18 protein-coding genes and 1 tRNA gene are annotated in these 26,217 nt (G+C 66.3%); 9 read left to right on the top strand and 10 right to left on the bottom strand.

Annotation, left to right across the window (positions count from 1 at the left end):
* Nucleotides 1-18: 18 nt before the first annotated feature.
* The 5 genes from ACZ5TO_RS13370 to ilvD all read right to left on the bottom strand — a co-directional run bounded on the left by ACZ5TO_RS13370 (nt 19) and on the right by ilvD (nt 9,519).
* Nucleotides 19-2,427 carry a circularly permuted type 2 ATP-grasp protein gene (locus tag ACZ5TO_RS13370; RefSeq protein ID WP_464798420.1) on the bottom strand — a complete coding sequence of 803 codons (2,409 nt, stop codon included), beginning with the start codon at nt 2,425-2,427 and terminating at the stop codon, nt 19-21.
* Nucleotides 2,428-2,445: 18 nt separating this feature from the next.
* Nucleotides 2,446-5,766: a transglutaminase family protein gene (locus ACZ5TO_RS13365; RefSeq protein ID WP_464798419.1), complete on the bottom strand. Its 3,321-nt coding sequence runs from the start codon at nt 5,764-5,766 to the stop codon at nt 2,446-2,448.
* Nucleotides 5,767-5,856: 90 nt separating this feature from the next.
* Nucleotides 5,857-6,633, bottom strand: coding sequence for a VOC family protein (locus tag ACZ5TO_RS13360; protein WP_464798418.1), 777 nt, complete (start codon nt 6,631-6,633; stop codon nt 5,857-5,859).
* Nucleotides 6,634-6,662: 29 nt separating this feature from the next.
* Nucleotides 6,663-7,397: a DUF899 domain-containing protein gene (locus ACZ5TO_RS13355; protein ID WP_464798417.1), complete on the bottom strand. Its 735-nt coding sequence runs from the start codon at nt 7,395-7,397 to the stop codon at nt 6,663-6,665.
* Between the two features lie 286 nt (nt 7,398-7,683).
* Complete coding sequence (gene ilvD, locus ACZ5TO_RS13350) at nt 7,684-9,519, bottom strand: dihydroxy-acid dehydratase (RefSeq protein WP_184143968.1); 1,836 nt, start codon at nt 9,517-9,519, stop codon at nt 7,684-7,686.
* 203 nt (nt 9,520-9,722) lie between these two features.
* Here ilvD and ACZ5TO_RS13345 point away from each other — a divergent pair, with 203 nt between their 5' ends.
* The 5 genes from ACZ5TO_RS13345 (at nt 9,723) to ACZ5TO_RS13325 (ending at nt 13,426) form a co-directional block, all read left to right on the top strand.
* Complete coding sequence (locus ACZ5TO_RS13345) at nt 9,723-10,745, top strand: GntR family transcriptional regulator (protein WP_464798416.1); 1,023 nt, start codon at nt 9,723-9,725, stop codon at nt 10,743-10,745.
* Nucleotides 10,746-10,755: 10 nt separating this feature from the next.
* Nucleotides 10,756-11,109: a VOC family protein gene (locus tag ACZ5TO_RS13340; protein WP_464798415.1), complete on the top strand. Its 354-nt coding sequence runs from the start codon at nt 10,756-10,758 to the stop codon at nt 11,107-11,109.
* Nucleotides 11,110-11,239: 130 nt separating this feature from the next.
* Nucleotides 11,240-11,980: a FadR/GntR family transcriptional regulator gene (locus ACZ5TO_RS13335; RefSeq protein WP_464798414.1), complete on the top strand. Its 741-nt coding sequence runs from the start codon at nt 11,240-11,242 to the stop codon at nt 11,978-11,980.
* A 55-nt stretch (nt 11,981-12,035) separates the two neighbouring features.
* A complete protein-coding gene (dgoD, locus tag ACZ5TO_RS13330; protein WP_464798413.1) occupies nt 12,036-13,184 on the top strand; it encodes a galactonate dehydratase in 1,149 nt (382 codons plus the stop codon).
* Between the two features lie 104 nt (nt 13,185-13,288).
* A complete protein-coding gene (locus ACZ5TO_RS13325) occupies nt 13,289-13,426 on the top strand; it encodes a hypothetical protein (protein WP_184143978.1) in 138 nt (45 codons plus the stop codon).
* A 74-nt stretch (nt 13,427-13,500) separates the two neighbouring features.
* On the opposite strand, the gene ACZ5TO_RS13320 is transcribed toward ACZ5TO_RS13325, so the two are convergent.
* The 3 genes from ACZ5TO_RS13320 to cpdR1 all read right to left on the bottom strand — a co-directional run bounded on the left by ACZ5TO_RS13320 (nt 13,501) and on the right by cpdR1 (nt 15,898).
* Complete coding sequence (locus ACZ5TO_RS13320; RefSeq protein ID WP_184143980.1) at nt 13,501-14,985, bottom strand: nucleobase:cation symporter-2 family protein; 1,485 nt, start codon at nt 14,983-14,985, stop codon at nt 13,501-13,503.
* A 380-nt stretch (nt 14,986-15,365) separates the two neighbouring features.
* Nucleotides 15,366-15,440: transfer RNA gene (locus ACZ5TO_RS13315), tRNA-Val, on the bottom strand.
* 95 nt (nt 15,441-15,535) lie between these two features.
* On the bottom strand, nt 15,536-15,898 hold the full coding sequence (cpdR1, locus tag ACZ5TO_RS13310; RefSeq protein WP_023512679.1) for a response regulator CpdR1: 363 nt from the start codon (nt 15,896-15,898) through the stop codon (nt 15,536-15,538).
* Between the two features lie 190 nt (nt 15,899-16,088).
* On the opposite strand from cpdR1, the gene ACZ5TO_RS13305 reads away from it, so the two are divergent.
* Together ACZ5TO_RS13305 and hisN are read left to right on the top strand one after the other, a co-directional pair.
* Nucleotides 16,089-16,973, top strand: coding sequence for an N-formylglutamate amidohydrolase (locus ACZ5TO_RS13305; RefSeq protein WP_184143983.1), 885 nt, complete (start codon nt 16,089-16,091; stop codon nt 16,971-16,973).
* A 243-nt stretch (nt 16,974-17,216) separates the two neighbouring features.
* The gene (gene hisN / locus ACZ5TO_RS13300) at nt 17,217-17,990 is read left to right on the top strand and encodes a histidinol-phosphatase (protein WP_184143985.1); all 774 of its coding nucleotides are present in this window, start codon (nt 17,217-17,219) and stop codon (nt 17,988-17,990) included.
* 14 nt (nt 17,991-18,004) lie between these two features.
* On the opposite strand, the gene ACZ5TO_RS13295 is transcribed toward hisN, so the two are convergent.
* Nucleotides 18,005-18,967 (bottom strand): alpha/beta fold hydrolase, encoded by a 963-nt coding sequence (locus tag ACZ5TO_RS13295; RefSeq protein WP_464798412.1) that lies wholly within the window; start codon nt 18,965-18,967, stop codon nt 18,005-18,007.
* A gap of 427 nt (nt 18,968-19,394) precedes the next feature.
* Between ACZ5TO_RS13295 and ACZ5TO_RS13290 the strand changes: the two genes are divergently transcribed.
* Nucleotides 19,395-19,856 carry an Hsp20 family protein gene (locus tag ACZ5TO_RS13290; RefSeq protein ID WP_184143989.1) on the top strand — a complete coding sequence of 154 codons (462 nt, stop codon included), beginning with the start codon at nt 19,395-19,397 and terminating at the stop codon, nt 19,854-19,856.
* A 98-nt stretch (nt 19,857-19,954) separates the two neighbouring features.
* Here the strand turns inward: ACZ5TO_RS13290 and ACZ5TO_RS13285 are convergent, their stop codons facing one another.
* Nucleotides 19,955-21,001: a threonine aldolase family protein gene (locus tag ACZ5TO_RS13285; protein ID WP_464798411.1), complete on the bottom strand. Its 1,047-nt coding sequence runs from the start codon at nt 20,999-21,001 to the stop codon at nt 19,955-19,957.
* A 489-nt stretch (nt 21,002-21,490) separates the two neighbouring features.
* Here ACZ5TO_RS13285 and gltB point away from each other — a divergent pair, with 489 nt between their 5' ends.
* Nucleotides 21,491-26,212: a glutamate synthase large subunit gene (gltB, locus tag ACZ5TO_RS13280; RefSeq protein ID WP_464800392.1), complete on the top strand. Its 4,722-nt coding sequence runs from the start codon at nt 21,491-21,493 to the stop codon at nt 26,210-26,212.
* The last annotated feature ends 5 nt before the right edge of the window (nt 26,213-26,217 follow it).

The following is a 26,217-nucleotide window of genomic DNA, read 5'->3' as shown; positions in this document are numbered from 1 at the left end:
GGTCCCGCCGTCCTCCGGTCAGCTCAGATAGGTCTGGGCGAGTATGTCGGAGAGGTGCTCCAGGTCCGCCTCGAGGCGCTGGTAGACCGTATCCGTCATCGCTTCCGGCGTCAGCACGGCAAGCCCCGCGTGAAGCCGCATGGCCTCGCGGTAGAAGGGTGACATCTGGCCGTTGTCGTAGGCGTGCGGAAGCTGCTCGACCTCGTCCTTGATCTCGTCGAGCTGGTAGAGGATCGAGCGCGGGTTGAGCGGGTCGAGTGCGAGGAGGTCGGTGACGGTGAGGCGCGCGGTCGCCACGTTGTAGCGGCGGCGGTGGGTCATCACGTTGTCGCCGATCTCCAGCAGCATGTCGAGCGCGCCGTCCGGCGCGTCCTCGCCGGACATGTAGCCGAGCAGGCGCGTCATGTGCAGGCCCCGCTCCAGATAACGGCCGATGGTGAGGAAGCGCCAGCCGGTGAAGCGGTACATGTTCTCGTGCACGAGGCCGGCAAAGCCCGCGAGCTTGCGCAGCAGGACGGTCATGGCGCGGGCCGCGTCGTCGCCGGGCTGGATGCTGACATGGAAGCGGCGGGCGGTCTTGGAAAGGTCGGTGAGCGCCAGCCAGCCGTCCGGCGAGAAGCGGTCGCGGATGGCACTCGCGGAGAAGACGGCGCTGTCGATGTTGCGGATGAGGCTCGTCGGCACGGCCTCGGCCGTGTCGATGTCGAGGGCGGCGAGATAGGCGCTGACGTCCTTGAGGAGCGGTTGGTCCGGGTCGGCATATTCGGCGTAGCGGGCGTGCCAGGCGCGCAGGATGCGCAGCGCCCCTTCCGCCCGCTCGATATAGCGGCCGAGCCAGAAGAGGTTGTCGGCAGCCCGGCTCGGCAGGCTGGTCGGCAGGTTGCGGGTGAAGGTCTCCTCGCCCGGCAGCAGCGAGGTCTTCTCGACGGGCTTGCCGCTGACGATCCACACGTCCGCCGCCGAGCCGCCCGCCTGCATGGCGATGGCCGCGACATTGTCGCCTGCGCCGATGCGGGCAAAGCCGCCGGGCATGATCTGCCAGCCGTCCCGCGTGCGGGCGGCGAAGACGCGCAGCGACATCGGCCGCGGCGTCAGCCGGCCGTCGACGAAGGCGGGCGTGGTGGAGAGCGTCACGGCTTCCTGCCCGACGAGCTTGGCGCCGTCGCTCGCCAGCCATTCGGCGATGGATTGCCGCGCCGTCTCGCGGAGCGTCGAGCCGAGCACGGACCGGGCATTGTCGTCGAAGAAGGGATGCGTCGAATAGGCCGGGCCGATGACCATGCGCTCGATATTGGCCGCGACATGGGCGCGCTCACCCTCCTGGCCGCACCACCAGGTCGCGATGGAGGGAAGGCGCTGTTCCTCGCCGAAGAGATGGCGACAGATGTTCGGCAGGAAGGCGAGGAAGGCGCGCGTCTCGACGATGCCGGCGCCGAGCGCGTTGACGAAGGTGACGGAGCCGGCGCGCAGCGCCTCCACCATGCCGGGCGTGCCGATATGGGAATTCTGGTTGAGCTCCAGCGGGTCGGCGAAGGCCGCATCCAGCCGGCGCCAGAGCACGCCGACGGGCTTCAGGCCGGCGACGGTGCGCACCATGACCTTGCCGTCCACCACCGTCAGGTCCTCGCCCTCCAGCAGCATGAAGCCGAGGTAGCGGGCGATATAGGCGTGCTCGAAATAGGTCTCGTTGGCAAGGCCGGGGGTCAGGACCGCGATGCGGTCCTCGGCGGATTTGCCGGCCTGCAGCGCGTTGCGGAAGGCGCCGAAGAAGCCGGCAAGGCGGTGGGCGTGGGTTTCCGCATAGACGTCGGAGAAGGCGCGCGTCGTCGCCACGCGGTTCTCCAGCGCGAAGCCCGCGCCGGACGGGGCCTGCGTGCGGTCGGAGAGCACCCACCAGTTGCCATCCGGCCCACGGCCGATCTCGAAGGAGACGAAGTGCAGGAAATGCCCGCCCGCCGGCTGCACGCCGACGAGGGGACGCAGGAATTCGTCGTTGGAGGCGACGAGGGCCGGGGGAAGGAGGCCGTTCGCTACCAGCTCGTTCCGGCCGTAGATGTCGGCGACCACCGCCTCGAGCAGCTCGGCGCGCTGGACGAGGCCGCGCGACAGATGCTCCCATTCGGCGCCGTCGATCAGCACCGGGATATGGGAGAGCGGCCAGGCGCGCTCGGCGCCGGCCTCCGTGCCGTAGTCGCGGTAGAAGACGCCGGCATCGCGCAGGTATCGGTCGGCGCGGGCGAAACGGGCGGCAAGGTCCGGCCCGTCCATGCGGGAAAGGGCCTTCAGGAAAGGACGCCAGACGGGGCGCACCGCGCCGTGGGTGTCGACCATTTCATCGGCGACCCCCGGCAGGGGCGCATAGGCGCGCGCGGGCGCTTGCCCCGCATCGGCCTGCCTGCGTTCCGCTTCCGCACCCGTGGTCTTCAATCAATCTCTCCAGAGGGGCTAGAGGCCGGGCGGCCGGCGCAGGTCCAGCGTCAGCGGGAAATCCGCCGACGGCGTTTCCGCCTGCAATCCGTAGCTGCCCGCCGTATGCCCCCACGGCTCGAACCGCGCCAGCCGGCGCGCCTCGGCCTCGTTGCCGTTTACCGGGAAGGTGTCATAGTTGCGTCCGCCCGGATGGGCAACGTGGTAAATGCAGCCCCCGATCGCCCGCCGCGACCATGTATCATAAATGTCGAAGGTAAGCGGTGTGTTGACGGGCAGCACCGGATGAAGGCCGGAGGCGGGCTGCCAGGCCTTGTAGCGCACGCCGGCGACCGAGACGCCCTTGATGCCCGTCGCCTTCAGCGGCACGGGCCGGCCGTTGCACGCGACGGTATAGCGCTCCGGGTTTATCGTCTCCAGCTTCACCTGAAGGCGCTCGACGGAGCTGTCGACATAGCGCACCGTGCCGCCGATCGCGCCTTCCTCGCCCATGACGTGCCAGGGCTCCAGCGCCTGCCGGACTTCCAGATTGGCGCCCTCGTATTCCACCTCGCCGCAGAAGGGGAAGCGGAATTCGAGCTGGGCGGAAAACCAATCCGGGCGAAGGTCGAAGCCGTTGGCGCGCAGATCGGCAAGGACGTCGAGGAAATCCTGCCAGACGTAATGCGGCAGCATGAAACGGTCGTGCAGCGTCGTGCCCCAGCGCGTAAAGCCGCCGCCCGCAGGGTTCTGCCAGAAGCGGGCGATGAGCGCGCGGATGAGGAGCTGCTGGGCAAGGCTCATGCGGGCGTTCGGCGGCATCTCGAAGCCGCGGAATTCCACGAGCCCGAGCCGCCCGGTCGGCCCGCCCGGCGAGAAGAGCTTGTCGATGCAGATTTCCGAGCGATGGGTGTTGCCGGTGACGTCGGTGAGGAGGTTGCGGAACAGCCGGTCGACGAGCCAGGGCAGCGGCGGCACGCCATCCGCGGGCGCGGGCACCTGCGAAAGTGCGATCTCCAGCTCGTAGAGCGTATCGTGCCGCGCCTCGTCGATGCGCGGGGCCTGGCTCGTCGGGCCGATGAAGAGGCCGGAGAAGAGGTAGGAGAGCGAAGGGTGCCGCTGCCAGTGGAGGACGAGGCTCTTCAAAAGGTCCGGGCGGCGCAGGAACGGGCTGTCGCCCGGATTCTTGCCGCCGACGACCACATGGTTGCCGCCGCCGGTGCCGGTGTGGCGGCCGTCGATCATGAACTTGTCGGCGCCGAGGCGCGACTGGCGCGCCTCCTCGTAGACCGCCGTGGTGATGTCGACGCATTCCTGCCAGCTTGCGGCCGGGTGGATGTTGACCTCGATGACGCCGGGGTCCGGCGCGACGCGGATGACGTTGATGCGCTCGTCCTGCGGCGGGGCGTATCCCTCGATATGGACGGGTAGGCCCAGGCTTGCCGCGGCGCGCTCGGCCGAGGCGACGAGGTCGAGATAGTCCTCGACGCCGACGGTCGGCGGCATGAAGACGCAGAGCCGGCCGTCGCGCGGCTCGACGGAGATGGCGGTGCGCACATGGCCGCTTATGTCGGTGGATTGTTCGGTCTGCTGCTGGCGGCCGCCGGCGTCGGGCTGGAAATGCGCGGCATGCTGCGGCCGACCGGTCTCGGCGGCAAAGTCCGGCAGGTCGGCGCGCGCGATGCTCGGGTCCATCGGGTTGATGTAGGGATAGGCGGCGGGCGAAAGCCAGGGCAGCGAATTCAGCGGCAGGCGGTAGCCGACCGGGCTGTCGCCGGGCACGAGGAACAGGCGGCCGCGGCGCGTGTGCCACTTCTCGCTCGTCCAGTGCCGGCCGCCGGCCTGCGCATTCCATGCCTGCACCGGCAGGACGTAGCCGGTCGGCCGCGTCAGGCCGCGGTCGAAGACGCGGGCAATGCGGCTGCGCTCCTCCGGGTCCTCCAGCTTCGAATTGGCCGGATCGACATTGTCGGGGAGCTTTGCCTCCTTCACCAGCCATTCGGACGGGTCCTCGAAGGCGGGAACCACCATTTCCGGGGAAATATCGAGTTCACCGGCGATGGCGGTGAGGAGCCGGCCGGCATCCTCCTCGGTGACGGGGCGGGCTGTACCTTCCTCGGCGATGAGGGCCGGATCCTGCCAGATCGGCTTGCCGTCGCGCCGCCAGTAGAGCGAGAAGGTCCAGCGCGGCAGGCTCTCGCCGGGATACCACTTGCCCTGCCCGTAATGCAGGAAGCCGCCGGGCGCGAATCTTTCGCGTAGGCGCCGGATGAGGATATCGGCCTTCTCGCGCTTGGTGGGGCCGACGGCGGCGGTGTTCCATTCGGCGGATTCGAAATCGTCGATGGAAACGAAAGTCGGCTCGCCGCCCATGGTGAGGCGCACGTCCTGCGTTGCAAGCACGTCGTCGACCTTGCGGCCGAGCGCGTTCAGCGCCTGCCAACTCTCCTCGGAGAAGGGTTTCGTGATGCGCGGATGCTCGGCGACGCGCGTGACCGTCATCGCGAAATCGAATTCCGTGTTGGCGCTGCCGAAATAGCCGCCGGAGATGGGGGCGGCGTTGCGATAGTGCGGGGTGGCGGCGAGCGGGATGTGGCTCTCGCCCGTCAGGAGGCCCGAGGTCGGGTCGAGGCCGATCCAGCCGGCGCCGGGAATATAGACCTCGCACCAGGCATGGAGGTCCGTGAAGTCGACCTCGGTGCCGGAAGGGCCGTCGAGCGCCTTCAGGTCGGGCGTGAGCTGGATGAGGTAGCCGGAGACGAAGCGGGCGGCGAGCCCGAGATTGCGCAGGATCTGCACGAGCAGCCAGCTCGAATCGCGGCACGAGCCCCGCGCGGCGGTCAGCGTCTCCTCCGGCGCCTGCACGCCGGGCTCCATGCGGATGACGTAGCCGATCTCCCGCTGCAGGCGCGCGTTGAGGCCGACGACCATGTCGACCGTGCGCTGGCGCGAGCGGTCGACCGTCTGCATGAAGGCGGCAAGGGCCGGCGTCAGCGGCTCGGGCGTGCGGTAGATCGCAAGGTCCTCGGCAAGCTCCGGCGGATAGTCGAAGGGCCAGTGCTCGGCCTCTTCCTCCACGAAGAAGTCGAAGGGGTTGTAGACCGTCATGTCGGCGACGAGGTCGACCTCGATCTTCAGTTCCGTGACCGGATCGGGAAAGACGTAGCGGTCGAGGTAGTTGCCGTAGGGGTCCTGCTGGAGGTTTACGAAATGGTTTTCGGGAGAGACCTTCAGCGAGTGGCTGATGACCCTGGTCCTCGAGTGGGCCGCCGGCTTCAGCCGGATGATCTGGGGTCCAAGGCGGACCGGGTTGTCGTATTTGTAGTGGGTAAGGTGATGGATGCCGGCTTTGATCGACATGCGTGCTGTGTCCCCCGGTGACGGTCTGGCGCCGTCATCGGGAGAGTTTGTGCAATGCAAAGAAAGATTGCAAGCGCCAATGGGCCGCCTCTAGCGGGTCATCGAGACGAGGGAGAAATGCGCGCCCTGCGGATCGAGGCAATTGACGATCCAGGCGCCGCCGGGCACCTCCATCGGCCCCATCAGGACCCTGCCGCCGCCGTCCGTGACGCGCGCCGTCGCCGCATCGAGGCCGTTCACGACGAAGTAGTAACCCCAGAAGGGCGGGGCGGGGATGCTGGCCGGCTTCGTCATCATGCCGCCGAAGGCAAGCCCGCCGCTTGCGCCGAAGGTCTGGTAGATGCCCATGCCGCCTTCCGACATGTCGACGGCCTTGTCCTTCGTCCAGCCGAAGGTCTTCTCGTAGAAGGCCCAGTCGGTGTCGAGGTCGCCGGCCATCAGCTCGTTCCAGCCGACATGGCCGGGCGTCATCATCTCCGGCAAGGGGGCGCCCTCGCTGCCGGTGGTAAAGAGCGAGAAGACCGCCCCGTGCGGATCGGCGACGACGGCGAAGCGGCCGATGCCGGGAATGTCCTGCGGCGGGCGATGCACCTTGCCGCCATTGGCGGCGATCTCCTTCGCCGTCTTCTCGATATCGTCGGTGAAGACATAGCCGAACCACATCGGCGGCATGCCCTCGGCTTCCTCCGGCATGCCCATCATGCCCGCGACCTGCATGTCTGCGACATAGGCGAGGGTGTAGTTCATGCCCTCCATGCCGGAATCGCGCGTCGTCCAGCCGATGACGGAGGCGTAGAAGCGTTCGGCGGCCGGCACGTCCGTCGTCATCAGCTCGTACCAGCAGAATTTTCCGTAGTCCTTGTGCATGCGGTCGTTCCTTCTTCCGGGAGAGTGGGTCAGTCGCAGCAGGAATGCGTCTTCGGCGCGTCCTCGTATTCGTCCTTGCGCTTGACGAAGCTGAGCGTGCCGGTCTCGTTGCGGCCCTTCGGCGCGCGGTCGAGGACCATCAGCGTTCCGAGAAGCTCCTCGCCGCCGCGGGCATAGTCGGAATAGGTATGGTAGACGGTGCCGTCCTCGTCCTTGAAGAAGGCGCTGAGGCCGGGCAGCTCGTCATGCGCGTCTTCCGAGGGCGTCTCGCGGTAATTGTACATCACCTTGCCGCTCGCCAGTTCCTCCTTCGTGAAGGAGACATGGTAGTCGAAATTGAAGTCGCTGCCGTGGGAGGAGACCCAGGGGAACTTCCAGCCCATGCGCCTGCGATAGGCCATGAGCTTTTCCAGCGGTGCGCGGGAAACGGCGATCATCGTCACGTCGTGATGGTTGAGATGCGGCAGCATGCCGTCGATATGGTCGGCCAGGAACGAGCAGCCCGGGCAGCCGGCCTCCCAGTCGGGGCCGTACATGAAGTGGTAGACGACAAGCTGGCTGCGGCCGTCGAAAAGGTCCGCAAGGCTCTTTCGCCCCTCGGGCGTGTCGAAGGTGTAGGCCTTGTCGACCTTGACCCAGGGCAGGGCGAGGCGTTCGGCGCGCACCTTGTCGCGCAGCTTCGTCTCCTCCTTCTCCAGCGACAGCAGCGCCTTGCGTGCCGCCAGCCATTCCTTACGGGATACGATCTCGTGGTCCGGTCTCATGCTCGGAACTCCTCCTTCGCGGGCTTTCGACGTATGGGTTGATATCAACATTTATGGTCGATGTCAAAGCGGGTTGGGGAGGGGTTTCTCGTGAAGACCCCTCCCCAACCCCTCCCCACAAGGGGGAGGGACTTAACCCGCGGCACACTCGGCGTTCAAAAATCGAGGGAAAAGGGTGCTGCCAGCCTTTCTCCCCCCTTGTGGGGGAGATGCCGGCAGGCAGAGAGGGTCTTCATAGCAATACGTTGCCCTTGGAGGGGTTGGTGCACCGTGCCGGTCGCTGCCCTTATTCCGGCAGGATGCGCACGGCGCCCTTGTCGGCGCTGGCGGCGAAGGCGGCGTAGGCCTTCAGCGCCGTCGTGACGTTGCGCTTGCGCGGGGCGGCCGGCTTCCAGCCGAGCTTGTCCTGCTCGGCGCGGCGGGCGGCGAGCTCGGCGTCGGAGACCGCAAGGTTGATCGTGCGGTTCGGGATGTCGATCTCGATGATGTCGCCCTGGCGCACGAGGCCGATGGCGCCGCCCTGTGCCGCTTCCGGTGAGGCGTGGCCGATGGAAAGGCCGGACGTGCCGCCGGAGAAGCGGCCGTCGGTGATGAGCGCGCAGGCCTTGCCGAGGCCCTTCGACTTCAGGTAGCTCGTCGGATATAGCATTTCCTGCATGCCGGGGCCGCCCTTCGGGCCTTCGTAGCGGATGACGACGACGTCGCCGGCCTTCACCTCGCCGCCGAGGATGCCCTTGACGGCCGCGTCCTGGCTTTCGAAGACGACGGCGGGGCCGGAGAACTTCAGGATCGATTCATCGACGCCGGCCGTCTTCACGATGCAGCCGTCGAGGGCGACGTTGCCGGAAAGGACCGCAAGGCCGCCGTCCTTGGAGAAGGGATGCTCGACGGAGCGGATGACGCCGTTCTCGCCGTCGATGTCGAGGTCGTCCCAGCGCGCTTCCTGGCTGAAGGCGACCTGGGTGGGGATGCCGCCCGGCGCGGCGCGGAAGAAGGTGCGCACCGTCTCCGAATTCGTGCGGGAGATGTCCCAGCGGTCGATGGCATCGCCCAGCGTTTCGGCATGCACGGTCGGCGTGTCGCGGTGGAGAAGGCCGCCGCGGTCGAGCTCGCCGAGGATGCGCATGATGCCGCCGGCGCGGTGGACGTCCTCCATGTGAACGTCCGCCTTGGCGGGGGCGACCTTGGACAGGCACGGCACCTTGCGCGACAGGCGGTCGATGTCCTCCAGGGTGAAGTCGACGCCGCCTTCGTAGGCGGCGGCCAGGATGTGCAGCACCGTGTTGGTCGAGCCGCCCATGGCGATGTCGAGCGACATGGCGTTCTCGAAGGCGCGCTTGTTGGCGATGGTGCGCGGCAGCACGCTATCGTCGTTCTGCTCGTAATAGCGGCGGGCGAGGTCGACGATGAGGTGGCCGGCCTCGACGAAGAGGCGCTTGCGGTCGGCGTGGGTGGCGAGCGTCGAGCCGTTGCCCGGCAGCGACAGGCCGAGGGCCTCGGTCAGACAGTTCATCGAGTTGGCGGTGAACATGCCCGAGCACGAGCCGCAGGTCGGGCAGGCGGAGCGCTCGATGGCCTTGACGTCGTCGTCGGACATCTTGTCGTCGGCGGCGGCGACCATGGCGTCGACGAGGTCGAGCGCATGGGTCTTGCCGTGGAGGACGACCTTGCCGGCCTCCATCGGGCCGCCGGAGACGAAGACGGCGGGGATGTTGAGGCGCATGGCGGCGTTCAGCATGCCGGGCGTGATCTTGTCGCAGTTGGAGATGCAGACCATGGCGTCGGCGCAGTGCGCGTTGACCATGTACTCGACCGAATCGGCGATGATCTCGCGGCTCGGCAGCGAATAGAGCATGCCGTCATGGCCCATGGCGATGCCGTCGTCGACGGCGATCGTGTTGAATTCCTTGGCGACGCCGCCGGCAGCCTCGATCTCGCGCGCGACGAGCTGGCCGAGGTCCTTGAGGTGGACGTGGCCGGGCACGAACTGGGTGAAGGAATTCACCACGGCAATGATCGGCTTTCCGAAGTCCGTGTCCTTCATGCCGGTCGCGCGCCACAGGCCGCGGGCACCGGCCATGTTGCGGCCGTGGGTGGTGGTTCGGGAGCGATATGCGGGCATGGTCAATTCCTCGAGTGGACGCGGCTGCATATGGGCGCTTCGTGGCCGTCTTGCGAGCCTCAGCAGAGGTTCCCTAACGCAAAACGCCCCGCGCGTCACGAAAGGAATGGAGATTTTTTGCCGCCGCGGCGCAATTTCCTTGCCGGCGCAGCCCGCGGACATGACCGTTGTCGGCAGGGTGCATTCGTGCCATGGTCCGCGCCATGATGGATATGGAGCCGGTTCAGGAAGAGGCGGGCGCGGGGCCGGACAAGAGCCCGCTCTACCTGCGCATCCGCGACGTGCTGGCCGAGGCGATCTCGGCCGGGCGCCTGCCGCGGGGCGCCCTGCTGCTCGAAGGGCCGGTCGCCGCCCTTTTCGCCTCCACGCGCACGCCTGTGCGGCAGGCCTTCGCGCTCCTGGAGGCGGCCGGTGCGATCCGGCGGTTCGACGGGCGCGGCTTCCTGGTGGGGCAGGGGCGGAGCGGGCCGAAGCGCGTGATGCTGACTTCGGAGATGCTCGGCCTCGACGACGAAGGGCCGGCCTTGCGCAAGGCGCCCGCCTGGGAGGCGATCTACGAGAGCCTGGAGCGGGAGATGGTGCATCTTTCCGCCTTCGGCCGCCACCGCATCAACGAGGTGGAACTGGCGCGCGCCCGCGGCGTCGGCCGGCAGGTGGCGCGCGACGCGCTGACGCGGCTCGAAGCCCTCGGCATCGTCGAGAAGGACGAGCGGATGCGCTGGACGCTCGTTCCGCTCGACGAGGCCCGCATGCGGGACCTCCACGATATCCGCGTGGCACTGGAACCGGTCGCGCTGGTGCAGGCCGCACCCTTCATCCCGCCCGCCGCGCGCCTGGCGATGACGGAGCGGCTGGAGGAGGCGCTTGCCCTCTATCCCGACCTCTCGGTCGCGGCGATGGACGCGCTGGAGACGGACCTGCACGTCACATGCCTTGGCTATTGCCCGAACCGGGAACTGCTGATCGCGCTGAGGCGCGCCCGCTTCATGCTGAACGTCAGCAAGCATGTCATCGGCGTCTCGCATCGCCTGCCGTCCGACGAGCCCTTCATCGCCGAGCATCTGGCGGTCTTCCGGGCGCTGGACGTGGACGACAGCGGGCGGGCGGCCGAGACGCTGCGCCACCATATTCTTGTATCCCTGCCCAAGATCATCGGGCGTGTCGGCGAAATCAGGCAGGCGCACCGGCCGGAGACGCCGGCCTATGCGGTGCCGGTCGCTCATTGAGGAGATTCGCATGAAGGTCAGACGCATCGTCGCGAATATCGAAACGGCCGATCCGGCCGCCGTCGCCCGGTTCTACGAGGAGGTGCTGGGGCTGACCTCGCTGATGGATCACGGCTGGATCGCCACCTATGGCAGCGAAGGCACCATGCCGCTCCAGGTGAGCTTCGCCTCCGAGGGCGGTTCCGGCACGCCGGTGCCGGGACTCTCCATCGAGGTGGACGATGTGGAGGCGGTCCATGCGGCGGCCGTCAGGGGCGGCTATCCGGTCGAATACGGGCCGGCGGACGAGCCCTGGGGCGTGCGGCGCTTCTTCGTGCGCGACCCGGCGGGCACGCTCGTCAACATCCTCATGCACACACGCTGAGCGCCTCGGCCCGGCCGCGCTTTCCGGCAAGGATTTATGTGCATCCGCAGAGGGCGGGGCATAGCCTTCGCCATCAATTTGTCATATAATTCGATATCCTTTGTATGATGAATTGAGCGGCGGAGGTGACATGGCGGAAAAGGCGAAGAGGCAGGCGCAACGGCCGTCGTCGCGCCGTCCGCGCGTGCGCCACAACGTGACGGCCGCCATCGGCGCGGATATCTGCGGCGGGCGCTTCCCGCCGGGCGCCGTGCTGCCGCGCGAAAGCGATCTCTGCGCGACCTACAGCGTTAGCCGCACCGTCATCCGCGAATCGCTGAAGGTGCTGGAGACCAAGGGCCTCGTCCGCGGCCGGCCGCGGGTCGGCACGCTCGTCTGCGACCGTTCGGAATGGAACGTGCTCGACGCGCAGATTCTCGAATGGATGGGGCCGGACGTGCTCTCGGCCGAACTGCTCGGCTCGATCCTCGAGGCGCGCCGCACGGTGGAGCCGGCCGCGGCCTTCCTGGCAGCCTCCCGCGCGAGCGCGCATGAGATCGCCGACCTCGAGCGGGCCTGCGACGAAATGGGCGCGGCGGAAGGCGATCTCGAAGCCTTCACCATCGCCGATACGCGCTTCCACGAGACCCTGCTGAAGGCGAGCCACAACAAGGTCTTCCACCAGCTCTCCTCGATCATCCACGCCGCCCTTTCCCATGCGCTGCACGCCTCCAACCGGGCGTCGGAAAAGCGCGAGGAGGCGCTGGACGTGCACCGTGACCTGGTCGACGCGCTGCGCCTGCGCGATGCGGCGCGGGCGGAGGCCTGCTCACGCCGCATCCTCGACCTTGCCGCGCGCGACCTCTCCGGCCTGATGGGCAGGGCCGACTGACCGATTCCGCGGGGCGCAAGGCCCGCGAGCCAAGACAAACCGAGGGATGAATTCCATGAAGATCACGAAGCTGACGACCTATATCGTGCCGCCGCGGTGGCTGTTCCTGAAGATCGAGACGGACGAGGGGATCGTCGGCTGGGGCGAGCCGGTGGTGGAAGGCCGCGCGCTGACGGTGGAAGCGGCGGTGCAGGAACTCGCCGACTATCTCGTCGGCAAGGATCCCCTGCTGATCGAGGACCATTGGCAGGTCATGTATCGCGCCGGCTTCTATCGCGGCGGGGCGATCCACATGTCGGCGCTCGCCGGCATCGACCAGGCGCTGTGGGACATCAAGGGCAAGGCCTACGGCCAGCCAATTCATGCGCTGCTCGGCGGCCAGGTGCGCGACCGGATCAAGGTCTATTCCTGGATCGGCGGCGACCGGCCCTCGGACGTCGCCAACAACGCCCGCGAGGTCGTCGCCCGCGGCTTCAAGGCGATCAAGCTCAACGGCTGCGAGGAAATGCAGATCGTCGATAGCTGGGAGAAGGTGGACAAGGCGGTCGCGACCATCGCGACGATCCGCGAGGCCGTCGGCCCCCATATCGGCATCGGCGTCGATTTCCACGGCCGCGTGCACCGGCCGATGGCGAAGGTGCTGGCCAAGGAACTCGAACAGTTCAAGCTGATGTTCATCGAGGAGCCGGTGCTTTCGGAGAACCGCGAGGCGCTGAAGGAGATCGCCAACCATTGCTCGACGCCGATCGCGCTCGGCGAACGGCTCTATTCGCGCTGGGACTTCAAGTCCGTGCTGGCGGACGGCTATGTCGATATCCTCCAGCCCGACCTTTCCCATGCCGGCGGCATCACGGAATGCCGCAAGATCGCGGCGATGGCGGAGGCCTACGACGTGGCGTTGGCGCCCCATTGCCCGCTCGGCCCCATCGCGCTTGCCGCCTGCCTGCAGGTCGATGCCGTCTCCTACAATGCCTTCATCCAGGAGCAGAGCCTCGGCATCCACTACAATACCGGCAACGACATCCTCGACTACATCTCCAACAAGGAAGTGTTCCACTATGCGGACGGCTTCGTGTCGATCCCGCAGGGGCCGGGCCTCGGCGTGGAGGTGGACGAGGCCTATGTCGCCGAGCGGGCGAAGGAAGGCCATCGCTGGCGCAATCCCGTCTGGCGCCATGAGGACGGCAGCGTCGCCGAGTGGTGATCCTCTCCGTCCCTGAAAGGCGGCGGGCTTTTTCATGCCCGCTGCCAGTGGACGCGGATGGCGGCGTTTCCTATGTGTTACGAGCACACCACAAGGAGAGGACCATGCGCCCCATTTCCGGTTTCATCGTCGCTGCGCTCACGCTTCTGGCGCTCGCCGGTTGCAGCACCACGGCTGCCGACAACACGACCTATGCCCGCCCGCCGGTTTCCGACGGCGGCATGCGGGTTCCGCTGAACTAACGGGTTTATTCCCCGCAAACAGAAAGCCGGCCCGCGGTGAACGGGCCGGCTTTTGTCTTTCTGGCGTCAGGCCGTTAGTGGCTGTCGGCCATGCGGGCCGCTTCGATGGCGGAGGTCTGCTCGAACTTCGCGCCGTTGAAGAAGGCATTGAGGACGATCGCGGCGATCGAGGTGAGCACGATGCCCGATTCGATGACCGGGTGGATGGCGTGGGGCATCCACATCAGGTAGTTCGGCGCCAGCAGCGGGATGAGGCCGAAGCCGACGGAGACGGCGACCACGAACAGGTTGTTGCGCGAGGTCTTGAAGTCCACCGTGGTGAGGATGCGCACGCCCGTCGCGGCGACCATGCCGAACATGACGAGACCCGCGCCGCCGAGCACGAAGGTCGGCACGGCTTCCACCAGCGCGCCCATCTTGGGGATGAGGCCGAGGACGATCATGATGACGCCGGCGGCGACGCACACGTAACGGCTCTTCACCCCCGTGACGCCGACGAGGCCGACGTTCTGCGAGAAGCTCGTATAGGGGAAGGTGTTGAAGAGGCCGCCGATCATCGTGCCGATGCCGTCGACGCGCAGGCCCGCCGTCAGGTGCTGCTGCTCGATCTTCTTGCCGGTGATTTCGCCCAGCGCCAGGAACATGCCGGTCGATTCGATCATGACGACAATCATCACCAGCGTCATCGTGGCGATGAGGACCGGGTTGAAGATCGGCATGCCGAAGCGCAGCGGCGTGACGACGGCGAACCAGCCGGCATCGCCCACGCGGTCGAAATGCATCATGCCGAGGGCGGCCGCGACGATGCAGCCGATGATGACGCCGCTGAGCACGGCGATGTTGGCGATGAGGCCGCGGCCGAAGCGGGCGATCAGCAGGATCGAGATCAGGACGAGGGCCGAGAGCGCGATATGGCTCGGTTCGGCGTAGATCGGGTTGGAGAGCGTCGGGGCGATGGCGAAGCCGTCAGGAACGGCCGGGCCGCCGGTTTCGGCGAGCTTCTTGATCTGGTTCAGCCATTCGATGTGGCTGGGGTCGATCAGCTTGGGCGCGGTCGGGCCGAAGGGGTTGCCGAAGGTCCAGTTGATGCCGACGCGCATCAGCGACACGCCGATGATGAGGATGATCGTGCCTGTCACCACCGGCGGGAAGAACCGCAGGAGCCGCCCCATGACGGGGGCGAGCAGCAGCGAGACGAAGCCCGCGCCTATGATGGCGCCGAAGATCATGCGGGCGCCCTCCGGTCCCGGCGAAAGCGTCGCCATGGAAACCATCGGGCCGACCGAGGCGAAGGTCACGCCCATCATGACGGGCATGCGGATGCCGATATGGCGGGTGATGCCGAGCGACTGGATGATGGTCACGAGGCCGCAGACGAAAAGGTCGGCGGAAATCAGGAAGGCCACGTCCTGGGGGCTGAGCTGCAGCGCCCGGCCGACGATCAGCGGCACGGCGACCGCGCCGCCATACATGACGAGTACGTGTTGTATCCCGAGCGTCGCGAGCCTGCCGACAGGCAGTTTCTCGTCCACCGGGCTTATAAGGGATGCGTCGCTCATGGATACTCCTCCTATCGCACGACTGCTTCAACCCGTCCTCCAACGGGGTGCGCCATCTTTTGTAGAGGGGTGGGCGGCCGCAAGTATAGCCTGAAGATAAACACTTTACGGTTTAGCGGGGTAATCGGGCGCCGGGTTTGCGGCCTGCCGGGCGCTTTCCGCCCGATTTACACGGAATTTCATCCGCTTGGCGCCGGTTTCCGGCGTGAGGCCCACTTCGGAGCCATGCGCATCAGACAGCAAAACACACCCCGCCGTCAACTATTTCCTTGGCGGCATATGTGTATTTCCCGGCACCGGCCCGGGGGAGCCTTTTCCGCGGGGGAAAGCCCCAAAAACAAAAGGCCTTCCGGTTTCCCGAAAGGCCTTTGGAATTCGAATGGTGGGCGTGACAGGGATTGAACCTGTGACCCCTACGATGTCAACGTAGTGCTCTCCCGCTGAGCTACACGCCCATCCGATGCGGCGCATAGACCACAAAACCGGAGGCGGCGTCAATAGGGTTTTCGAACCTTTTTTCGCGCGCCGATTTTGCGGTCTTTTCCATGCCTTAGGCGGCCAGCATCTTGTTGACCTCTTCCACCAGGTCGCGCAGGTGGAAGGGCTTGGAAAGCACCTTGGCATCCTTCGGAGCCTTGGAGTCCGGGTTGAGCGCGACGGCCGCGAAACCCGTGATGAACATGACCTTGAGGTCGGGGTCGAGCTCGGTGGCGCGGCGCGCCAGTTCGATGCCGTCCATCTCCGGCATCACGATGTCGGTGAGGAGGAGGGAGAAGGGTTCTTCGCGAAGACGGTCGTATGCGCTGGCGCCGTTGTCGTAGGAGAGCACCTGGTAGCCCGCCTTTTCGAGCGCCTTCACCAGAAAGCGGCGCATGTCGTTGTCGTCTTCTGCGAGGAGAATCTTGGGAGTCATGGAATTGGCAAACCGTTCTGGAAGTTGTCTGCCCGCGGACGGGCGGTTGTGGTATGAAGAGCCTAAGCCGGTAAATATCCGGTGAATGGGGCAGGGCGAAGCCTCATCCCCTCTTTCTCAGTATGGACATGCCGGAAGGGCGCTGGCAACATGGCGGCGCAAGGAAATTCAGGCATGGTAAAGGACGGCGATGGCGGAGGCTTTCAGCGAAAACAGCCACTTCGAAGTGCTGGAGCCGGTTTCGCAGAGCGTGCCCCTCGTCTTCAATTCGCCCCATAGCGGGCGGCTTTATCCACAGGGCTTCCTCGAGCGGTCGCGCCTCGACGCGCTCGGCATCCGCCGCTCGGAAGATCACTATGTCGACGAACTCTTCTCGGTCGCCCCGGCGCTCGGCGCGCCGATGCTGATCGCGCATTTCCCGCGCGCCTGGCTCGACGTCAACCGCGAGCCCTACGAGCTCGATCCGCGCATGTTCGACGGCGCCCTGCCGTCCTATGCCAACATCAACTCCATCCGCGTGGCCGGCGGGCTCGGCACGGTGCCGCGCGTCGTTGCCGAGAACATGGAGATCTACCGCCACCGGCTTCCGGTGGAGGAGGCGCTGGAGCGGGTGGAGACGGTCTACAAGCCCTATCACGCGTGCCTGCGCCGGCTGATCGTGCGCACCCACGTCGCCTTCGGCTTTGCCGTGCTCATCGACTGCCACTCCATGCCGGGCAATATCCGCGTCTCGGGAACGGCGATGCGGCCCGACTTCATCATCGGCGACCGCTACGGCACCAGCGCATCCGGCGAGCTTTCGCGCCTTGCCATGCGGCTTCTGGAGGACATGGGCTTTTCCGTCGTGCGCAACAAGCCCTATGCGGGCGGCTTCATCACCGAGCATTACGGCCGGCCGGCCAAGGGGCTGCACGCCCTGCAGATCGAGGTGAACCGCGGCCTCTATGTCGACGAGGCGACGCTGGTCAAGAAACCGGATTTCGCGGTGCTGCAGACGGCGATCTCCGCCTTCCTCGAGAACTTCTCCGACCATGTCGAGGAATATGCCGCCGACCGGGCGCTCGCCGCCGAATAAGCCCTTTCTCCCTGTCAAAAAAAACCGCGCACGGGGCGCGGTCAAGTCTAGGGAGGAAACACCCAATGAGGGCATTACAGTCACCAAGGACTGCGATAAAGACGGTAATGCTGCGGCGCACAAATGTCAAGTGCAAGTGCGAAGAGGGCGGGCGCCCCACGCGATGGCAGCGGCGTCAATCCGGTTCCGTTTTCCCCGGCGATGCAGTAAGGAGGGTGGTCGCAATTCCCTTCGGGAGATTCCATGCAGCCTGATCGCGCCTTTTTCGACCTCCTTGCCGATGCGGCGAGGAAGGAAACCCTGCCGCGCTTTCGCGTCGGCGCCGACGTCGTGAACAAGGAGGCGGGCGGCTTCGATCCGGTGACGGAGGGGGACCGCGCGGCGGAGATCGCCATCCGCGCGGTGATCGAGCAGCATTTCCCCGATCACGGCATCCTCGGCGAGGAGCATGGCTCGGTCGGCCTCGACCGCGAATATGTCTGGGTCATCGACCCGATCGACGGCACGCGCGCCTTCATTTCCGGCGTCCCGGTCTGGGGCACGCTCATCGGGCTCTACCGCAACGGCGAGGCCGTCATGGGCCTGATCGACCAGCCCTTCACGGGCGAGCGCTATTTCGCCGACGGCACGGTCTCCCGCTATTCGGGCCCGGACGGCAGCAAGGTCCTGTCGGCGCGCCCCTGCGAAAGCCTTTCGGACGCGATCCTCTTCACCACCTCGCCGCATCTCTTCGTCGACGGCCGCAAGGCGCGCTTCGAGGCGGTGCAGGAGAAGGTGCGGCTCTTCCGCTACGGCTGCGACTGCTATGCCTATGCGCTGCTCGCCGCCGGCCATATCGACCTCGTCGTCGAATGCGGCCTGAAACCCTATGACGTCGGCGGGCTCATCCCGGTCATCGAGCAGGCGGGCGGCATCATCACCACCTGGGACGGCGGCCCGGCGGAAAACGGCGGCGAGATCATCGCGGCCGGCAGCCGCAAGGTCTACGATGCCGCGATGGCGATCCTCAACGCGTAAGGCAATCCTTACCTTCAGGCGCCGAGGCTGGTGTCGTCGGCGTCGCTGCCCGGAATGAAGGCGTCGATGGCCGCGAGCGCCTGCGCGCGAAAGCGGTCGGCCTCCTGGAACAGCTCGTGGCGCGCGCCGTCGATCTCGATGAGGCGGGCGGCGCGGAAGATGCGCGCAAGATCGCCCACCGCCTTGCGCGGCACGAGGGGATCGGCCGTCGGGCAGAGCAGCAGTGTGGGGATGCGGATGCGCGTCAGGTGGTCCTGGTGCGTGACGCGCGCCATGGCCCGCAGCGTCTCGTTCAGCCAGCGGGCTGTGGGCCAGCCGATGGAAAGCTCGGGGTGCTCGGCATAGATGGCGGCGTTGCGGGCAAAGCGCCGCGCGTCCGATGTCACGACATTGTCCGCAAAGCCGAGCGGCGGATCGCCCTTGCGGAAGGTCCGCTTGCCGAAGCCCGTCAGCGAGGCGAGGCGGGCGATGATGCCGATCTGGCGCTGGCTCATCGACTGGCCGCCGAGCGCGACGAAGGGCGAGGCGAGCACCATGCGCTCGATGCGGTTTTCGAGCTGCGGCGCCTGCGAAAGGGCGACGAGCGCCCCGGTCGAATGGGCGACGATGAAGAAGGGCAGGCGGGCATCCGGCAGCACGATCTGCTCGAGGAACAGCGAAAGATCGGCCTCGTAGTCGGCGAAGCGGTCGACATGGCCGGCGCGGCTGCCGGAAACGAACCGGCCGGAGCCGGCCTGGCCGCGCCAGTCGAAGGTGGCGACCCAGAGGCCCCGGGCCGTCAGGTCCCCGATCGTCTCGTAATATTTCTCGATGCACTCGCTGCGGCCCTGCAGCAGCACGACCGTGCCCTTGGCCTCGCGCGCCTTCGAGCGGAAGACGGCATAGCGGATCTTCACGCCGCCGCGGCCCTCGAAGAAGCCGGCAAGATGATTCTCCGGAACGGGATTGTCGGCGGTGGCGTAGAGGATGGGGTCCATCGACGGGTCTCGAACGGGCGGCATGCCTTCGATGGATAGGCGACCGCCCGCAGGGCGTCAAAGAAAAAAGCCGGATGCATGTGGCACGGGGGTGGCGGCACATGCATTCCGGCGTAATTTGACCGGAGCGGAAGGGACGTTGCACCCCGGTCGTCGAAAGTTTTCGCTTCCGATGCTGCCGTTCTAGCAGGGTCAAGCTGAACGCTATCCGAAGCGCATGTTCATCCGCCGTTCATGTCGGAAAATCGCGGGCCGGAGCCTCTTGAACCGCCGCAAAACCGTTCCCATCTCATCGTCACGGGCGCCGAAAGGGTCCGTCGAGGCTGCCGTCGCCATATGGGGCGGAGGCCGGATGAACCGGGCCGCATCTTCGGAAATCGGGGCGGCCTTATGAAAGATCGCAACCGTTGCTCTGAAGGAGGACACCATGCGTCACGTCGATTTCTCCCCCCTCTACCGTTCCACCGTCGGTTTCGACCGTCTCTTCACCATGCTCGATAGCCTCGGCCAGCCTGACCAGGCCCAGACTTACCCGCCCTACAACATCGAGCGCACCGGCGAAAACACCTACCGCATCACCATGGCGGTGGCCGGCTTCGACGAAAGCGAACTGTCGATCGAGGCGCGCGAACACGCGCTGACGGTCAAGGGCGAGAAGAAGGACGAAACGGCCGAGGACGGCCAGTATCTCTATCGCGGCATTGCCAAGCGCGCTTTCGAGCGCCGCTTCCAGCTCGCCGATCATGTGGAAGTGCGCGCCGCTTCGCTGAAGAACGGCCTTCTCCACATCGATCTCCTGCGCGAAATCCCGGAAGCCATGAAGCCGCGCCGCATCGAGATCGCCGCCATCGGCTCCGAGCCGAAGCAGATCGAAGCCCAGAGCGAATAAGCCCGGCTTCGACCGGAATGAAGAGGGCGGTGCCGCGAGGCACCGCCTTTTTTGTTGTGAGCCTTACCCGCCCGCTGCGGGGGAGAGGACGTTCTTTCTCAAAGCCCCGTGAGGAAAGCGTCCACATCCGCTTCGCTCGTCGCGAAGCTGGTGACGAGGCGGACGAGGGTTTCGTTCTCGGCCATGCGCGCCTTCACCTGCGGGCCGGCGGGCCAGGGATAGAAGACGGCGCCCTTTTCCTTCAGAGCCTTCATCGCGTCGTTGTCGATGATGGCGAAGAGCTCGTTCGAGCCGGTCGGCCAGGCAAGGCGCGCCTTGCCGGATGCGGCAAAGCCGGCCGCAAGCCGCGCGGCCATGGCGTTGGAGTGGCGGGCGAGGTCGAGCCAGAGGCCATCCCGGAAATAGGCGTCGAACTGGGCGGAGATGAAGCGCGACTTGGAGAAGAGCTGGGCCGAGCGCTTGCGCAGGAACCGCATCTGGTCGGCCTTGCCGGGATCGAAGAGCACCAGCGCCTCGGCGCACCAGCAGCCGTTCTTCGTGCCGCCGAAGGAGAGGAGGTCGACGCCGCTCTTCCACGTCATTTCCGCGGGCGTCGCGCCGAGATGGACGAGCGCGTTGGCAAAGCGGGCGCCGTCCATGTGCAGGGGCAGGCTCGCCTCCTTCGCGACGGCGGAAAGGGCGGCGATCTCCTCGACCGTATAGCTGGTGCCGGCTTCCGTCGCCTGGGTAATGGAGACGGCCATCGGCTGGCCGCCATGCACGAAATCCGGCGGGAAGCGGCCGATGGCGGCGGCAAGGGCATCGGGCTGCAGCTTGCCGGCGGGCCCGTCGATCGGCACGAGCTTTGCGCCGGCCGCGAAGAATTCCGGCGCATTGCACTCGTCGACGTTCACATGCGCCTCGCGGTGGCAGAAGACCTGCCCGCCCGGACGGTTGACGCTGGCAAGCGCCAGCGAATTGGCCGCCGTGCCGGTCCCGACGAAGAAGACGGCGACGTCGCGCTCGAAAATCTCGCGGAAGGTGTTTTCCACACGCTTGTCGAGGTCGCTCGTGCCGTAGGCCGAGGCGAAGCCGCCGGCGGCCTCGACGAGGCTTCGTGCGATGTCGGGATGGGCGCCTGCCCAGTTGTCGGAAGCGAAAAACATGGGATTTCCAATGCGAATGAGGGCTCCGGCAGGACCATAATGAAGAAACGGGAACGATCAATTGCCGGATTTGGCCTGCCGGCCGTTTTACGTCGGAATGAAAGGAACGGAAACAAAGTGCCGGAAGCTCGTAATTTAATTTCAAGCCATTCGTGGCGCGGGCAATTTTTCTTCATGAGGTGGTGATTATTTGGCATGATGGCCTTGCAGGGTGGGGGGCTTTCTGGCATAGAGCCCATGAAATAGGACAGGTTTGCTGTCCTATTTCGGTCAGGAGACCGAAAAGGCGCCGTCCACGGTGCCTGAAACGGCGAAGGGCGGAAGGCCCGACGCCCCTGACGGTCCGATGATCACATCCTGGTCGGCCGTCGTTTCGCGGCCGGAAAGGTTCACGAAGCAGATGCTTGCGGTCAGGCCCGAGCCGGTTGGCGGGGACGATCGCGGGCGAAGACGGCGCCCGCCGGACCGGGCCCACAGGAGGGAAGCATGATGGAGAAGACTCAAGCACATGATTTGCGGCAGACCCGGGCGCAGGCGACTGCGACGGGCGCCAAGACGCGCGCTTCCAAACCGGGCCTGCCGAAAAAACAGGGTCTCTACGATCCGCGCAACGAACACGACGCTTGCGGCGTCGGCTTCGTGGCGCATCTGAAAGGCCAGAAGTCGCACCAGATCGTCAAGGACGGTCTGTTCATGCTGGAAAACCTGACGCACCGCGGTGCTGTCGGTGCCGACCCGCTGATGGGCGACGGCGCGGGCATCCTCGTGCAGATCCCCGACCGCTTCTTCCGCGAGGAGATGGCAAAGCAGGGCGTCACCCTGCCCAAGGCAGGCGAATACGCCGTCGGCCATATCTTCATGCCGCGTGACGAAACGCTGGTCGAGCATTTCAAGAAGGTCATCGCCGATGTCGTGGCCGAGGAAGGGCAGGTCCTTCTCGGTTTCCGCGACGTGCCGGTCGACAATTCCTCCCTTTCCAAGGCGCCGGAAATCGCCGCCACCGAGCCGCGTCATGTGCAGGTGTTCATCGGCGCGGGCCGGGACGCGGCCACCAACGCCGAGTTCGAACGCCGCCTCTTCACCCTGCGCAAGGTGATCTCCAACCGCATCTACGACGAGTACGAAGGCGAGGAGAGCGATTTCTATCCCGCTTCCCTGTCCTCGCAGACCATCGTCTACAAGGGCATGTTCCTCGCCTATCAGGTGGGCGCCTACTTCAAGGACCTTGCCGATCCGCGCTTCGAATCGGCCGTCGCCCTCGTGCACCAGCGCTTCTCCACCAACACCTTCCCGTCGTGGAAGCTGGCGCATCCCTATCGCATGGTCGCCCATAACGGCGAGATCAACACGCTGCGCGGCAACGTCAACTGGATGGCGGCCCGTCAGGCTTCCGTCTCCTCACCGCTCTTCGGCGACGACATCACCAAGCTCTGGCCGATCTCCTACGAGGGCCAGTCGGACACGGCCTGTTTCGACAACGCGCTCGAATTCCTGGTGCGCGGCGGTTACTCCATGGCGCATGCCGTCATGATGCTGATCCCCGAGGCCTGGGCCGGCAACCAGCTCATGAGCCCCGAGCGCAAGGCCTTCTACGAGTACCACGCCGCCCTCATGGAACCGTGGGACGGCCCGGCCGCCGTCGCCTTCACCGACGGCCGTCAGATCGGCGCGACGCTCGACCGCAACGGCCTGCGCCCCGCCCGCTACCTCGTCACCGACGACGACCGCGTCATCCTCGCCTCCGAAGCCGGCACGCTGCCGGTCAAGGAAGAGAGCATCGTCAAGAAGTGGCGCCTCCAGCCGGGCAAGATGCTGCTCATCGACATGGAAGAGGGCCGCATCATCTCCGACGACGAGGTGAAGTCGACGCTCGCCGCCAAGCATCCCTACCGCGACTGGCTCGACAACACGCAGATCATCCTGGAAGACCTCGGCCCGGTCGAGCCGCGGGCGCTGCGCCGCGACGTCTCGCTACGCGACCGCCAGCAGGCCTTCGGCTATACGCAGGAGGACACCAAGCTCCTGATGTCGCCGATGGCGACGACGGGGCAGGAAGCCATCGGCTCCATGGGCACGGACACGCCGATCTCGGCCATGTCCGACAAGACCAAGCTGCTCTACACCTATTTCAAGCAGAACTTCGCGCAGGTGACGAACCCGCCCATCGACCCGATCCGCGAGGAACTGGTCATGAGCCTCGTCTCCTTCATCGGCCCGCGGCCGAACATCCTCGACCATGGCGGCGCGGCCAAGGCCAAGCGCATGGAAGTGCGCCAGCCGATCCTCACCAACGGCGACCTTGAGAAGATCCGTTCCATCGGCCATGTCGAGGATCGTTTCGACACCAAGACGCTGGACTTCACCTATGACGTCTCGCGCGGCGCCGAGAGCATGCTGGAAATGCTCGACCGCCTTTGCGAGCGCGCTGAGCAGGCCGTCACCAGCGGCTACAACATCATCGTGCTCTCCGACCGGCAGATCGGCCCGGACCGCGTGGCGATCCCGGCGCTTCTGGCGACGGCCGCCGTGCACCATCACCTGATCCGCAAGGGGCTTCGCACCTCGGTCGGCCTCGTCGTGGAAACCGGCGAGCCGCGCGAGGTGCACCATTTCTGCCTTCTGGCCGGCTACGGCGCGGAAGCGATCAACCCCTATCTCGCCTTCGATACGCTCACCGACATGCACAAGCGCGGCGAGTTCCCGAAGGAGGTCGATGCGGAAGAGGTCGTCTACCGCTACATCAAGGCCATCGGCAAGGGCATCCTCAAGGTCATGTCCAAGATGGGCATCTCGACCTACCAGTCCTATTGCGGCGCGCAGATCTTCGACGCCATCGGCCTGTCGTCGGCCTTCGTCGACAAGTATTTCTTCGGCACGGCGACGACCATCGAGGGCATCGGCCTCGACCAGATCGCCAAGGAGACCTTCGCCCGCCACAAGGCCGCCTTCGGCCGCGACCCGCTGCTTGCCAACACGCTCGATATCGGCGGCGAATATGCCTACCGCATGCGCGGCGAGGAGCATTCCTGGACGCCGGACGTCGTCGCCTCGCTCCAGCATGCGGTGCGCGGCAATGCGGAGGACCGCTACAAGGAATTCGCCGAGCTGGTGAACGCCTCGTCGCTGCGCATGAACACGATCCGCGGCCTCTTCTCGATCAAGGGGGCGGAAGCTGCCGGCCGCAAGCCGATCTCCATCGACGAGGTCGAGCCGGCGGCGGACATCGTCAAGCGCTTCTCGACGGGCGCCATGTCCTTCGGCTCGATCTCCCGCGAGGCGCACACGACGCTCGCCGTCGCCATGAACCGGATCGGCGGCAAGTCGAACACCGGCGAGGGCGGCGAGGAAGCGGACCGCTACATGCCGCTGCCGGACGGCTCGACGAACCCCGAGCGCTCGGCGATCAAGCAGATCGCCTCCGGCCGCTTCGGCGTGACGACCGAATACCTCGTCAATGCGGACGTGCTGCAGATCAAGGTCGCGCAGGGCGCCAAGCCCGGCGAGGGCGGTCAGCTTCCCGGCCACAAGGTGGATGCGACGGTCGCCAAGACCCGTCACTCGACCCCGGGCGTCGGCCTCATCTCGCCGCCGCCGCACCATGACATCTATTCGATCGAGGACCTGGCGCAGCTCATCTACGACCTGAAGAACGTCAACCCCGAGGCCGACATCTCGGTCAAGCTCGTCTCGGAAGTCGGCGTCGGCACGGTCGCCGCCGGTGTCGCCAAGGCGCGTGCGGACCACATCACCATCGCCGGCTTCGACGGCGGCACGGGCGCCTCGCCGCTCACCTCGCTGAAGCATGCCGGCTCCCCGTGGGAGATCGGCCTTGCCGAGACGCACCAGACGCTCGTGCTGAACAAGCTGCGCTCGCGCATCGCGCTGCAGGTCGACGGGGGCCTCAAGACCGGCCGCGACGTCGTCATCGGCGCGCTGCTCGGTGCCGACGAGTTCGGCTTTGCCACCGCGCCGCTGATTGCGGCCGGCTGCATCATGATGCGCAAGTGCCACCTCAACACCTGTCCGGTGGGGGTCGCCACGCAGGACCCGGTCCTGCGCAAGCGCTTCAAGGGCGCGCCCGAGCATGTCATCAACTACTTCTTCTTCGTCGCCGAAGAGGTGCGCGAGATCCTGGCCTCGCTCGGCGTTCGCTCGCTGAACGAGATCATCGGCGCCTCGGAGCTTCTGGAGAAGGAGCGGATGATCTCGCACTGGAAGGCCAACGGCCTCGACTTCTCCCGCATCTTCCACAAGGTCGATGCGCCGAAGGAGGCGACCTACTGGACCGAGCGGCAGAACCACCCGATCCACGACATCCTCGACCGCAAGCTGATCGAGCAGGCCAAGCCCGCGCTCGAAGCGAAGACGCCCGTCTCCTTCGCCGTCGACATCAAGAACGTCGACCGCTCGGCCGGCGCGATGCTCTCGGGGGAAGTGGCCAAGCGCTACGGCTTCAAGGGCCTCAAGGACGACACGATCTCCGTGACACTCAACGGCACGGCCGGCCAGTCCTTCGGCGCGTTCCTCGCCCGCGGCGTCACCTTCGACCTCGTGGGGGCCGGCAACGACTATGTCGGCAAGGGCCTTTCGGGCGGCCGCATCATCGTGCGCCCGCCGGAAGGCAACCGCGCTGTGCCGCATGAATCGATCATCGTCGGCAACACGGTTCTCTACGGCGCGATTGCCGGCGAGTGCTACTTCAACGGCGTTGCCGGCGAGCGTTTCGCCGTGCGCAACTCCGGTGCCATCGCCGTGGTTGAGGGCGTGGGCGACCACGGCTGCGAATACATGACGGGCGGCGTCGTCGTCGTCATCGGCCAGACGGGCCGCAACTTCGCGGCCGGCATGTCCGGTGGCGTCGCCTATGTGCTGGACGAGGTGGGCGATTTCGCCCGCCGCTGCAACATGGCGATGGTCGAGCTCCAGCCGGTTCCGGAAGAGGACGACATGCTGGAGAAGCTACACCATCACGGCGGCGACATCATGCACAAGGGCATGGTGGATGTTTCCGGCGACATGACGCGCCATGACGAGGAGCGGCTCTATCAGCTCATCTCCAACCACCTGCACTATACGGCTTCGCCGCGGGCCAAGGAGATCCTCGACCATTGGGCCGATTATCGCCCGAAGTTCCGCAAGGTCATGCCGGTCGAGTATCGCCGTGCGCTGGAAGACATGGAACGCATGAAAATGGCGGAAGCGGCCGAGTAACAGGC

This window comes from Shinella sp. Sh6, assembly GCF_055392685.1.
The sequence above is the reverse complement of the archived record's forward strand: the minus strand, read 5'-3'. Positions and strand labels throughout refer to the sequence as shown.